The sequence below is a fragment of the Paenibacillus puldeungensis genome, assembly GCF_042678945.1.
GTDB lineage: Bacteria > Bacillota > Bacilli > Paenibacillales > Paenibacillaceae > Fontibacillus > Fontibacillus puldeungensis.
The window spans coordinates 18438-30728 of record NZ_JBHTLM010000005.1 but is presented as its reverse complement, the minus strand read 5'-3'; the positions used below and the strand labels follow the sequence as shown (position 1 = coordinate 30728).

At 48.3% G+C, this 12291-nt stretch carries 13 protein-coding genes; 8 read left to right on the top strand and 5 right to left on the bottom strand.

The window, feature by feature from the left end:
* Positions 1-55: 55 nt before the first annotated feature.
* The 8 genes from ACFQ3W_RS08705 (at position 56) to ACFQ3W_RS08670 (ending at position 5778) form a co-directional block, all read left to right on the top strand.
* Positions 56-460 (top strand): type II toxin-antitoxin system Phd/YefM family antitoxin, encoded by a 405-nt coding sequence (locus tag ACFQ3W_RS08705; protein ID WP_379318718.1) that lies wholly within the window; start codon positions 56-58, stop codon positions 458-460.
* Positions 461-702: 242 nt separating this feature from the next.
* Positions 703-1590 carry an NUDIX hydrolase gene (locus ACFQ3W_RS08700; RefSeq protein ID WP_379319054.1) on the top strand — a complete coding sequence of 296 codons (888 nt, stop codon included), beginning with the start codon at positions 703-705 and terminating at the stop codon, positions 1588-1590.
* A gap of 3 nt (positions 1591-1593) precedes the next feature.
* The gene (locus ACFQ3W_RS08695; protein WP_379318716.1) at positions 1594-2154 is read left to right on the top strand and encodes an NADAR family protein; all 561 of its coding nucleotides are present in this window, start codon (positions 1594-1596) and stop codon (positions 2152-2154) included.
* A gap of 34 nt (positions 2155-2188) precedes the next feature.
* On the top strand, positions 2189-3013 hold the full coding sequence (locus ACFQ3W_RS08690; RefSeq protein WP_379319053.1) for a TIGR02452 family protein: 825 nt from the start codon (positions 2189-2191) through the stop codon (positions 3011-3013).
* Positions 3014-3429: 416 nt separating this feature from the next.
* Entirely contained in the window at positions 3430-3717 is a 288-nt protein-coding gene (locus ACFQ3W_RS08685) for a metal-sensing transcriptional repressor (RefSeq protein WP_379318714.1), read from the top strand.
* Positions 3718-3728: 11 nt separating this feature from the next.
* Positions 3729-4640 carry a DMT family transporter gene (locus ACFQ3W_RS08680; protein WP_379318712.1) on the top strand — a complete coding sequence of 304 codons (912 nt, stop codon included), beginning with the start codon at positions 3729-3731 and terminating at the stop codon, positions 4638-4640.
* Positions 4641-4656: 16 nt separating this feature from the next.
* A complete protein-coding gene (locus ACFQ3W_RS08675) occupies positions 4657-4950 on the top strand; it encodes a hypothetical protein (RefSeq protein ID WP_379318710.1) in 294 nt (97 codons plus the stop codon).
* Positions 4951-5082: 132 nt separating this feature from the next.
* Positions 5083-5778: a L,D-transpeptidase family protein gene (locus ACFQ3W_RS08670; protein WP_379318708.1), complete on the top strand. Its 696-nt coding sequence runs from the start codon at positions 5083-5085 to the stop codon at positions 5776-5778.
* A 33-nt stretch (positions 5779-5811) separates the two neighbouring features.
* On the opposite strand, the gene ACFQ3W_RS08665 is transcribed toward ACFQ3W_RS08670, so the two are convergent.
* The 5 genes from ACFQ3W_RS08665 to ACFQ3W_RS08645 form a co-directional block, all read right to left on the bottom strand.
* The gene (locus ACFQ3W_RS08665) at positions 5812-6720 is read right to left on the bottom strand and encodes a sensor histidine kinase (protein ID WP_379318706.1); all 909 of its coding nucleotides are present in this window, start codon (positions 6718-6720) and stop codon (positions 5812-5814) included.
* An 8-nt stretch (positions 6721-6728) separates the two neighbouring features.
* The gene (locus ACFQ3W_RS08660; RefSeq protein ID WP_379318704.1) at positions 6729-7526 is read right to left on the bottom strand and encodes an ABC transporter permease; all 798 of its coding nucleotides are present in this window, start codon (positions 7524-7526) and stop codon (positions 6729-6731) included.
* Positions 7519-8427, bottom strand: a complete 909-nt coding sequence (locus ACFQ3W_RS08655; RefSeq protein ID WP_379318702.1) for an ABC transporter ATP-binding protein — start codon at positions 8425-8427, stop codon at positions 7519-7521. The genes ACFQ3W_RS08660 and ACFQ3W_RS08655 overlap by 8 nt, the downstream gene beginning before the upstream one ends.
* 106 nt (positions 8428-8533) lie before the next feature.
* Positions 8534-9313 carry a response regulator transcription factor gene (locus tag ACFQ3W_RS08650; protein ID WP_379318700.1) on the bottom strand — a complete coding sequence of 260 codons (780 nt, stop codon included), beginning with the start codon at positions 9311-9313 and terminating at the stop codon, positions 8534-8536.
* A 489-nt stretch (positions 9314-9802) separates the two neighbouring features.
* Positions 9803-12160: a putative bifunctional diguanylate cyclase/phosphodiesterase gene (locus tag ACFQ3W_RS08645; protein WP_379318698.1), complete on the bottom strand. Its 2358-nt coding sequence runs from the start codon at positions 12158-12160 to the stop codon at positions 9803-9805.
* Positions 12161-12291 lie beyond the last annotated feature (131 nt).

Below are 12291 nucleotides of genomic sequence, written 5' to 3'. Positions count from 1 at the left end.
TTTGATGATACATTATTGCCAGAATAATGACATCCTACAGGAAGGGGTGGATAGAATGAACATCAAACCATCTACGGCTATTCGACACGATTATAACGGGTTTTCTAAGTACTGCCATGAAATAGACGAGCCGGTTATACTTACACGTAACGGAGAAGCTGACTTGGTTGTTATGAGCCATGAGGCATACAGACGTATGGAGGCTCGGATCAAGTTGCAATCCAAGCTATTGGTTGCGGAAAAGCAGGTTACTGAAGGGGCCGAATTGCTTGACCATATCTCGCAAGATAATATGTCTGCAGCAGAGAACCTGCTCGGAAAGCTAGATCAACAAATTAAAGGGCTATCAAGTTTTCCAAATATAGGGGCTGTATTATCCGATGATGAATACACACTTGTCCAGAGCGGATATCGCTTTATTGTTGTCCATCCTTATTTTGGTATTTTACAGAATCATTGATGATGCTGTAGTTATTTATCGGATTCTGCATGGACGTCGGGACTATCTTCGTGACTTGTTTGGATGAAGGTGAAGGCTATTCTAATTCTCTTTAGAATGGTCTTTTGTTTTTTTTATAGGACAGGAAAAAGTTGCTTGATTTTGAAACGGTCTTCTGCTATCTTTGATATTAACAAAATGTTATTATCATAAATTTACTAAGTCCGCTTAGAAATTAATGATAGATGAAAGTGGTGAAGCTTATGGACCTGTTGGATCGCGACGGATTAACGGAGCGTGAATTTTTGGAGCGGTATCAGCCGGGGGACTATGAGCGGCCTTCGGTAGCGGCAGACATGGTTATTTTTACGGTGACGGATGCAGAGGCGGATAGTTACCGTAAGCTCCCGGAGAAAGAGCTTAGGGTTCTGCTCATCCGGCGGGGCGGTCATCCTTTCCTTGGCAAATGGGCGCTACCGGGCGGTTTTGTGCGGCCGGACGAGACGACGGAGCAGGCTGCGGCGAGGGAATTGCGCGAGGAAACCGGCGTGGAGGACGTATATCTGGAGCAGCTATATACGTTTAGCGACGTTGGTCGTGACCCCCGGACTTGGGTAATGAGCTGCAGTTACATGGCGCTGATTAACAGCGATCAAGTGAAGCTGCAGGCGGGGGACGATGCGGCGGATGCTGCCTGGTTCAAGGTGACGTACCGCCTTATGCGGGAGAGTAAGGAACTGACTGGGGACGGATATATCAAAACGCTGCAGTATGAGCTGAAGCTGATTTCCGAGGATGCCGAGCTGACTGCGGTCGTGGAAAAAACGATCACCGTCAAACCGAGTTCCACAGCAACCGCCTATGCTGTCGTCTCCAATGATGGGCTGGCTTTCGATCATGCGAAGATGATCGCTTTAGCCATCGAGCGCTTGCGGGGAAAGGTGAATTATACCGATATCGCGCTGCATTTGATGCCGGGCCTGTTTACGTTAACGGAGCTGCAGCAGGTGTACGAGGTCATTTTGGATAAAGAGCTACTCAAGGCCGCCTTCCGGCGGAAAGTGGCTGATCTCGTCACGGAAACGGATCATTACACCGAAAATGCGGGCCACCGCCCATCACGGCTTTTTCGGAGAAAGATGGAGGAATAAAGGATGATTTACAGTATTGAAGAGTTGCGAAAAGCGTATAACGCAGGAAAAACGTTCAAGTTTGTATTTTTTTGGGGCCATACCCCGTCCAGTGACGGAAGCGTAACGAAAAGCTGCTTCAGCCAGTGGTGGATGAGCCCGTTCGTCATAGAGGGGACAAAATACTCCTGCGCCGAGCAATATATGATGGCGGAAAAGGCGCGGCTGTTTGGGGACGAGGAAATGTTGGCGTCGATCCTTGACGCCAAGCATCCTAAGGAAATGAAGGCGTACGGGCGTGCGGTCCGTAATTTTGACAAGGATGTCTGGGACCGGGAATGCTACAGCATCGTGAAGCGGGCCAGCTTGGCCAAATTCTCGCAAAACCCGGAGCTGGGCGATTTTCTCAAGTCGACCAAAAACCGCATTCTCGTAGAAGCGAGTCCGCGGGACCGCATTTGGGGGATCGGCATGGGAGGGTCCAATCCCGACGCGGAGAATCCCGTAAAGTGGCGGGGCAGAAACCTGCTAGGGTTTGCTTTAACTGAAGCGAGGGACGAATTGCTGCTGAAGGAAAGAAATTGAACGAAGGAAATTGAAAGAAGGCGAAAAGCTGATGATGAATCGAAAAGAAATTGCTCAAGAGACTTTGCGTATACAGCAGCAGGGTCATTATGAATACGAGGGGCGCCGAGTGGATTTTGCTGCGGCTCAAAAACATTCGAAGGAGAACAGCGCGCTAATTACTCCTGAGCAGGGGGTGGAGCTAGTACGAGAAAGTCCTGCCCTACTGCGCCTCCAGCAGTCGGCTGCCTGCTCCGTTGCCAATGAAGCTACCGTAAAGGCCGTCTTGGATTTTGCGGGAGCCGGGAAAGAACGAGTTGGCGTGCTGAATTTTGCCAGCGCGAAAAATCCGGGAGGCGGCTTCCTGAATGGAGCCATGGCCCAGGAGGAAAGCTTGGCAGCCTCCAGCGGACTCTACTCGACGCAACTGCGCAACGAAGGCTACTATAGGGCCAATCGTGCCTGCCGCTCCATGATGTATACCGACCATGCTATTTACTCGCCGGACGTGGTATTTTTCCGGGACGAGAGATTTAGCCTGCTAAACCAACCGGTTACGGCTTCGGTGTTGACGTTGCCTGCTGTGAACTATGGACAGGTGCTGCTTAAGGGGGAAGATCCTCAGAAGGCGGAGCAGGTCATGAAAGACCGCATGCGGCTCGCTTTGGCGATTTTTGCGCATAAAGGTGATCAGAATCTGATCCTTGGGGCTTACGGCTGCGGCGTTTTCCGTAACGATCCGGTGAAGGTGGCCGAATGGTGGCGGGAACTACTTAATAACGAGGGCTACGGGCTGCTATTTTCGGAAATCCGATTTGCAGTGCTCAATACTTCGAAAGGCGGGACCAGCATTCGTGCTTTTGAGAAGGTATTTGGATGATCAGGCTTTTGAATTTCACTTATCTTCAATCCGGCGCTCGTTCCACGAATCTCTATGTGTTCACCGTCCACCACTAAATGTATTTAATACAGCTATTTCTGGGGAAAATGTGGGTTTTCGGATTTTAACAGCAAATTGTGCATCTAAAATGGACTAATCTGTATCGGTAGGGTTATTTCGTTACTTTTAGATGCACTTTTTGCATTTAAATGCTCAATACTGCCAAAAGGGCAAGATTTAACTGTACTAAATACATTTAGTAAGTTTAAGGTAACGATGGGTTCTGCGGTAACATTGGATTCAATGATAACAGTGAGTTCAACGATACCCGTTCTTCACGCGTAGATCGTAGGATCAAATTTAAGATTGACGCATATCCCCCCGGGGGGGATAATCAGTAGAGAGGAGGGATTAGATTGACCACGGAATACCACCACTCACATGAACATGAAAGCACACAAGCGGTTATTAATCGTCTTTCCAGGGCTATTGGGCACTTGGAGTCTGTTAAAAAAATGGTGGAGGACGGAAAGGACTGCAGCGAGGTTCTAATTCAAATTGCTGCTGTCAAATCAGCCGTTAATAATATTGGAAAAATCATTTTGCAGGATCATATCAAACATTGTGTGGCCGATGCGGTAACAACCGGTGACAACAAGGTGCTAAACGATTTGTCTGTAGCTATAGATAAGTTCATGAAATAGGGGGGATCACATTGAAAACAACGAAAAGTGCCGCCATTCTCTGGGCTGTTTTAGCGGCCGCTCTATATGCGATCAGTGCGCCTCTTTCCAAAGTGCTGTTAAATGAAATTCCACCTACTATGATGGCAGCCCTATTGTATCTCGGTGCAGGGCTGGGAATGTCCGTCATTGGCTTGTTCCGTAATAAGGCAGGGCGCTTAAAGCAGGAGTTGAAATTAACGAGAAAAGAAATGCCTTTTACCGTAGGGATGGTTGCTTTGGACATTGCGGCGCCTGTTCTACTGATGATCGGGCTGACCACGACCACTCCCGCGACGGTTTCACTGCTGAACAACTTTGAAATTGTGGCGACTTCTTTGATCGCTTTGATCATCTTCAAAGAGGTCATCAACAGAAGACTATGGATTGCGATTGGCTTGATAACTTTGGCAAGTGTCATTCTCTCCGTTGAGGATATCGGCAGCGTCTCTTTTTCTTTGGGTTCGATTTTTGTATTGCTTGCTGCAGTTTGCTGGGGACTTGAGAATAACTTCACCCGCATGTTATCGGACAAAGACCCTTTGCAGATTGTCGTTATTAAAGGCTTTGGCTCGGGGCTGGGCTCGTTGCTCATTTCTTTTATCATTGGGGAGAGCGGAGATACCGGTAATGTGATTTACATATTGGCCACACTTTTGCTAGGCTTCGTTGCCTACGGATTGAGCATTTATCTGTACGTTTACGCGCAGCGGTATCTTGGAGCGGCGAAAACAAGCGCTTATTACGCGATTTCGCCGTTTATCGGTGCAGGGCTATCTTTTGCTATTTTTCTAAAAACACCAACCATTTCATTTATCGTTGCCTTGTTTTTCATGATTATTGGAACGTATTTTGCATCTACAGAGGGCAAAGCCAGTGAGAAAAATAATAGCTTTGAACAATAAGGTTGGAGGTGGATGTGTGGGGTATCCGGTAGAATATCGTTTTGAAAAGGGATATTTTCTGATCTATTACTCAGCTACGAAGCATCGAGACGGGGATATTGCCGTTGTGAGATTACTAGACCGACCCTTTAAAGATAGGATTGAAATGATAATAAACAGTAAATTTTACGCATGTCCTACTCGTGAGGAGTTTTTGGCATTTGATCCGACAACCAATGAGAGGCCTGAACTGCTTGCAGCAGGTCATTCCATGGAACGAAGTGAGTTCAATCGGATGTGGGATACGCTGAACAGTTATTTTGACAAGTGACACTTAAAACTCAGGCCTTTTATGCGCGAAATCTCATTGACGGGAAACATCTGCTCGAGTAAGGATAGATAGCAAGTAAGCAAATGATTCCAGTATACTTCATACTCGGCCGATCAACTCAGAGGTGACATTATGAAAATAAAACGCTACTTGCAGCTATCCCTTCTCCTCATGCTCATCTTAACGGAAACCGCGGCTGCCTCACCCTTGCCGTATCCCTCCCACCAGGCACTTTTTCAAAAATTCGATCAATTAAATACCGAGCAGGTCATCCGAGTTACCGTCGATCATATGAAAGATTTTCAAGGCAAATTGAGTGTGTTTGAAAAGGGTGACGGGGGTTGGACCGTGATACTGAGCAATATCCCTGTGGTCCTCGGCAAAAATGGCATCGGTAAGCAAAAAGAAGGCGACGGCAAGACGCCGCTTGGCACGTATACGCTCGGGCCTGCATTTGGCTACGGCCAAGAACCTCCAGATTTAAAAGTGGATTATGCTCCAGTAACCGAGCAGGATTATTGGATCGATGACGTGAACTCTGCGGATTACAATACATGGGTCAATTTCAGCGGGAATGCGGATGAAGCGTGGAATTCCTATGAGAAGCTGTACACTCCGCTATATAAATATGCGATGGTGATTAACTATAACGTAAGTCCAATTATCCCAGGTAAAGGGAGTGCGATTTTTCTGCACATCTGGAGAAGCTCGGCTAAACCAACCAATGGCTGCATCGCTCTATCGGAACCTAATCTGTTAAAAGTGTTAAGCGTGGTGGACCCGTCAAAATCCCCCAAAGTCCGCATCAGCTTGAGCAGTTCGATATAAGAGCTACGATGAGTGCAAGGTCGCTCTCTTCGCTCAGCTCCCCAATGGCAGCTCGATATTGATTTCGAGCATTCCATCCTGCAGCGCTGCGCTGGTACGGCCTCCGAGCTGTTCCGCGAGCAGCTTCACGATGGATAAGCCTAGCCCGCCGCTACGGCTCCGCGCCTTATCTCCGGTATAAAAACGGTCAAAGAGCTGGCTTGGATCAATGACGGTATTTGGTTTCACCGGGTTTTTGAAGGACAACACGGCTTGATCGGCGGCCTGGGCGGTCTCCAGCTTAACTTCAATATCGCCGTAAGCATGCTGTACGGAGTTGCGAATTAAGTTCTGAATCATCCGGTTCACCAGCTCTTTATCCGCCAAGACAAAGATCGGCGGGGCCTCCTTCAGATGCAAAGCAAGGTGATTTTCCTCCAATAAGGAGACAGAGGCCGCCAGGCATTCCGCTACAAAATTGGTAAGGTTAATTCGCTCAAGGTGAAGCTTAGGTTCAGCGTTCAACAAATAGGCATACTCGAAAAAATGCTCAATAAGCCGCCCCAATTCATCCGCGTGCTTTTGGGCAATCTGCAGCTTCTTTCGCTGATCTTCAGTCAAGTCGCTGCCGCTCATGAGCTGCTGGTACCCTTTGATCGCCGTAAGCGGAGTCCGCAAGTCATGCGAAATGTTGGCGATCAGCTCTTTGAACTGCTTTTCCTCCCGAATGCCTTTAAGACGGAGGTTTTCCTCCGCCTTGAGACACTTATTAATATTGATCGTCAGTTTACTAAGCTCCTTGCTGAATATTTGCAAATGTATCGGTTGGCGGGTATGCTCACTTAGCCGCTTGTCCAACTGCCGGTTGATGCTGCGCATTTGCTGTTGAAGATAAGTGATATAAAGAATTAAAGCAACAACAAGAACCACTAACCCGCTGACGGCAAGGACCAATACCTTCACGACCTTTCTTACTTGATCTCTGTTTTTCTGAACAAGCTGTAAGAGAGCGCAGCCATGACCCCGATAAATATCAAGCTAACGACAATGGCCTTAACCACGGTTCCTGCTCCTGCATCCAGCGTCATTAAGACATAGCTCCCTCCAAAGGGCGTAAAGGAGCAAATACGTTCAACGATCGGATGGTTACTCGCTATAGTCAACAGCTGCCCTGTAAGGAAAGAGAAAGCATAGCAAATCACAATTACGAGAATTGGCTTTTTGACTAAAAAGGCAATCGGAATGCTGATGCTTAGCTGCGCCACGTATAAGATGAGTAAGGTCAGCATGACAGCCAGCAGTTTCAAAACATCCGGCGTGGTGAAGGCTTTGGCGCTCTCTGAAGTCAGCAGATGTAGAAAACCTACAGCAACGGCGCCCATATCAAACTTGGAACCTGTACCGAGTGCAATCCCGGTAATAACGGCATAAGGTAGCAGGATCACGACCAGGGCGAGCCCCAGTACAACTGCCTTGCTAAAAATGATAGTGCTCCGGCTATTGCCGCTGGCTATGGAATCTTGAATCGTCTTGTTATCGAAATCCGCGCAGATCAACATGCCTGCGATCAAACCGCCCAGGATGCTGATGACGTTCACGTCGGAGAACATGAACCCAACTCCCGTCAGGCTGGCGTCGAGCTTGCCCGTAGATATAAAGTATGCCATCATGGTCATGGCTACTGCGCATAAGGTAGTGATGGCGAGTAGAACTTTCATCGTAATCGACTTGCGCAGCTTAAAAACATCCGCCCGAATTAAATTAAGCATTTCGATTCCCCCCTATTACCGATAAGAAGTAATTCTCCAGCGTATCTCCTTCGACCGAAAGCTTGGTAGCGACAATCCCGTTCTCGAAAATTCGCTTGGCCACCATATCCGTATCATTCAAGTAATCAAACAGCTTGATGGACTTATCCGGCATCACCTTGTATTTGGTGGTGTTTAGCTGCGTTTCGAGCACGCCTGCCAGCTTTTCCGGCTGATCGCAGTGAATAACGATGTGGTGCTGGCACGCTGCTTCCAGCTCCTCCTGGGTCAGGGTTTGCTTAATTTCTCCATGATGGATGATGATATAATTCGTAACGGTTTGGTAGAGCTCCGGCAAGTTATGGCTGGAGATTAAAACGGTCATATGCCGCTCCTCGCATAACCGTTTTACCAGATTGCGAACCTCAACGACGCCCAAAGGGTCGAGTCCGTTCGTCGGCTCATCCAAAATGAGCAGCTCCGGGCTCCCTACAAGAGCAATGGCTATCCCTAACCGCTGCTTCATGCCCAGAGAGAAGTTCTTGACCTTCTTTTTTCCCGTATCTGAAAGCCCCACCAATTCGAGCAATTCATCTTCGATTTCCGGATTGGGTATGCCGCGTACCATTCTGTGGTACTTTAGATTTTCCTTTGCCGTCAAATAAGGAACAAATCCAGGATGCTCGATCATGCAGCCCATCCGTTTTCTCTCCTGCTGCAGCGCGCGTTCCCCTTGGTGGCCAAAGAGCTCAATGCTCCCGCTTTGGGGAAAAGACAGCCCCGCCAAAAGACGCATCAGCGTGGTTTTCCCGGCGCCGTTCTGTCCGATTAATCCGTATATTTTTCCGGGCGCCATCGTTAGCGATACATCACGCAGCGCGGTTGAACCATGGTAGCTCTTCGTCAGGTGGTCTGTTTTCACAACGTACTGTTTCATTTTGCTCACCTTTCCTCTCTGTCTTCAGGTTATCTCGCAATCGTTTAGAAAAGGTTAAGGGCAGCATGAAAATCGTTAAGAAACAGATAATTCATTCCTTGTACAGGCGGTAACCGAGTCCCCAGACCGTTTCGATATATTCCTCATTCGGACTTGCCTTCTTTAGCTTCGTGCGCAAATTGCTGATATGGGTTTTTACGGCGTTATCATCGCCGAGATATTCCTCGTTCCAGATCGATTCGTAAAGATTCGCTTTCGTAAAAACCTTCCCGTTGTTCTTCACCAGCAGCTCGAGAATCATAAATTCCGTAGCTGTTAAATCCAGCTCTGCTGTATCGACCGTCACATGCTTGGTATTGTCGTCCAGGGATAGATTTTTGTAGCGGTAAACTTTACTCTGTTGGTTTTGTCTATGGGCCCGCCGAAGATTCGACTCAACGCGCGCGACGACCTCTCCCAAATCGAACGGCTTCGTAATATAGTCGTCGGCACCCAGCTTCAGCATATCGATTTTCGTGCCGACCATATCTTTGGCGGAAATGATAATGACCGGGGTTTCCCCCATCGCGCGCGTTTCCTTTAAAATTTCGTCCCCGCTTTTATAGGGAAGCATGATATCGAGGAGAATCAAATCATAAGGGTGCAATTGGATCTCCTTGATCCCGTCCAGTCCGGTATAGCATGATTTCACCTTATAGCCTGCATTCGCCAAGGCTTCGGCCAGCATCAGGTTGACATCCTCCTGATCCTCGACAATTAAAATGGTTTCCACAAGGATCACCTTCTTTTTCGTGGTTGAATCGGCCTTGCTTTCGGTTCCATTATGACGCAGACCGCGCCGGGAGGGAATAACAAACTTCTCCTGGTGCAAAAAACCACCCCCGCCTCGCTAGGAGACAGGGGTGGTTTGGCGTGCTTGTTGCTTCATTAGGTGCTTCATCATGTCGTGTGGCTAAACCAACCAAGTCATAACATTCGGCCTGGCATCGGTTTATCCCCATGCGGCCATTCACCTGGTCTGGCCAAACTGGTAAAAATCGAATAGTTGCACTTTGTGCAGCTATTTCAGGCACATCCACCCTTTCCCAAGTTTTAGTTGTAAAACCTGCATCTAAACCGGGGCAAACAGCAGGCAGTTGCTCCATTTCTCCCGATTAGATGCACTTTTTGCAGCTACTCGCTCGGTTAATGCGTTTTCGTTCGATTTAACTGCACAAAGTGCAACTAAAGGTGGCGGTGTTGCCCTAGTGCAGGAAGATATGTGCGTCAGCGTTTGTGTGTAACATCCCATTTTCGCTATTCAAGCCCCCCTGGCTGGACAAGGCCAGGAGGGCTTGTTATGTATCCACTTGGAAGCCCTCTACCCGTTAAAGGTAGCGCCTTCATGATTTGTTGTAACTGTCCTTGCCGTAGGCTGGACACAGCTCTTGCTAAGCACCCGGTTCATTTCATCCGTAGGCAGCGGTCTGTAGAAATAGTAGCCTTGAATCCAGTTGCAGCCGTTCTCCTGCAGGAAGCGGAACTGCTCCTCTGTCTCGACGCCCTCGGCGATGACCGTTAATTTCAGGCTGTCGGCCATCGCCAGGATGGCCTTGACGATCGGAGCTTTGTCCGGATCGCTGGACACTTCAAAAATAAAGGTTTGTGCAATTTTAAGAATATCGATCTGCAATTGCTTGATGTAAGCCAGTGAGGAGTAGCCTGTCCCAAAGTCGTCCATAGCGATATGTACGCCGAGCTGTTTGAGCTGGATCAGCTTCTCGGTGGTTTTGCCCTCATCCAGAATCGCGATCCCTTCTGTCACCTCAAGGACCAACAGCCTCGGAGGGAGACCGGTCTTCTCCAGTACGGAAGCGACAATGTCCACGAAATTCGCTTCATAAAACTGCCGAGGAGAGACATTAACCGAGATGTGGAAGTCTGAAGCGCCCTCATCTATCCACTGCTTCGCCTTCCTGCAGGCCGTGCGCAGCACCCACTCCCCAATGGGAACGATCATACCGGTCTCCTCGGCAAGCGGGATAAACTCGGCCGGGGATACCATGACACCCGGTGCTTTCTGCCAGCGAACCAGTGCCTCGGCTCCGGTCAGCTTTTCGGTGGCGGCATCCACTTGAGGCTGATAATACAGAATGAGTTCATTTTGGGCCAGTGCCCTCCGCAGTTCCTTTTCCATCGCTACCTTTCCCGATAACGTTTGGTTGAAATCTTCGCGATAGAAAACGGCCCGGTTTTTGCCCGTGGTCTTGGCTTCATGCAAGGCAATATCTGCATGCTTCAGCAGAGTAGAAATGTTCATTCCATCTTTGGGATACATGGAAATACCAATACTGGCTGAGGTGCAAAATTCGCCCTGCTCGAGATGGACGGGCCTACTGATCTCTTCAATAATGAGCTTGGCCAGCGCCAACAGCTCGTTTTCGGAGCGAACCTCCTTGCAGAGCATCGTAAACTCGTCGCCCCCCATGCGAGCTACAAAATGGCGCCCATCCGCAAGCTTTATCAGCCGTGAGGAAACCGCCTCAATCAAGGCATCACCCGTACTGTGCCCATAGCTGTCATTCACGTATTTAAAGCGGTCAAGGTCCATAAACAGAACGCCCATCATGGGCTCCTTGCCTTCGTCGCAGCCTGCCTTCCCGATATCCTCCGTCGCTTTCATTTCGAACAGCCGGCGATTCGGCAGCCCGGACAGCTGGTCGTATAAGGCTAGAAATTCAGCTTTGCTCAGCATTTCCTGCAAGCTATGCATGAGCTTGTCATTTTCCAGCAGTACCGTCACTTGGCGGATCGTAATAAGCACGACGGTCAAGATAAAGGCTATAAATATAGCGTCTAATTTTTCCGTAAGCACCCGATAGGTGGTAAATGAGAGCAGCAGGATGACGAGGCTGTACAGTAGAAAATACCGAATTTTTGCAGCCGTCCCATCCGTAACCAGAAGCATTTCTTTCTTTGGCTTCGTTTTCACGGAGGCCAGCCCTGCTACCACTAGGAGCAAGACGGAGGCGCTGTACATCGGATCAATCCATCCACCAACTTTATATGTACCTGAAGCAACCTGGGCTAAATATATCGTATCGGTGACGACGTAGACGATAAATCCCGATGAGAACGGGATGAGTACACTTTTCGAAAAAGGAAAGCGATTGGTGTAGTAGAGTAAAAACAAACAGATGAATATGACCAGATCGGTCACAGGATATGAGAAGTTCGCGGCCACGCCCCACCAGTTTGTTCGTTCCAGCAAGTTTGCAAAACGCGGAAGAATGAGATACTCCCAGCTCACCGCACTAACGATGATGAAAATAATTGCCGTATCGAACAAGAAGCGAATACCTTGGTATATGCTCTTCTCCTTCGCGAGCAAGCGGATCAAGGCGAACATATAGATTGCGTTCTGCAAATTCCAGAATAAATCCCCGATGCTAAGCACCGGCGCCTCAATGCCCAACACCAAATCATAGACGATCCAAGACAGCAGACCTAGCGAATAACAAATTTCTCCCAAGGATAAGGTGTTCCAAAACTGGCGGTAATGCCCGTGGTGCTTCTTGGCAACATAATGGAATACGAATGCGGACAGGACATATGGAAGCGCTTCAATAAAAAGGATCAGGCTTTCCGAGTCGCTCAAGACAGGAAACAGCGTGTATTGTAAAAGAATATATGCTGAAAAAATGATAAGCAGCCATTTGCAGTCCAAAAATTTGGCCATTTCCTGTCCTCTCCTTGCGCAGCTGAGTGGTTTTCTAGGTAAGTTAAACGGAGCGAGGAAACAATATTTTACTTTTTTGTTGGGTATTTAGAACCATACATTTATAAGTCTTATTTCCTGATTATAAGGCA

Excerpts from the sequence above, each read along its gene's own strand:
- ACFQ3W_RS08695 (WP_379318716.1), top strand. The coding sequence starts at position 1,594 with ATGATTTACAGTATTGAAGAGTTGCGAAAAGCGTATAACGCAGGAAAA.
- ACFQ3W_RS08690 (WP_379319053.1), top strand. The coding sequence starts at position 2,189 with ATGAATCGAAAAGAAATTGCTCAAGAGACTTTGCGTATACAGCAGCAG.
- ACFQ3W_RS08660 (WP_379318704.1), bottom strand. The coding sequence starts at position 7,526 with ATGCTTAATTTAATTCGGGCGGATGTTTTTAAGCTGCGCAAGTCGATT.
- ACFQ3W_RS08705 (WP_379318718.1), top strand. The coding sequence starts at position 56 with ATGAACATCAAACCATCTACGGCTATTCGACACGATTATAACGGGTTT.
- ACFQ3W_RS08670 (WP_379318708.1), top strand. The coding sequence starts at position 5,083 with ATGAAAATAAAACGCTACTTGCAGCTATCCCTTCTCCTCATGCTCATC.
- ACFQ3W_RS08645 (WP_379318698.1), bottom strand. The coding sequence starts at position 12,160 with ATGGCCAAATTTTTGGACTGCAAATGGCTGCTTATCATTTTTTCAGCA.
- ACFQ3W_RS08700 (WP_379319054.1), top strand. The coding sequence starts at position 703 with ATGGACCTGTTGGATCGCGACGGATTAACGGAGCGTGAATTTTTGGAG.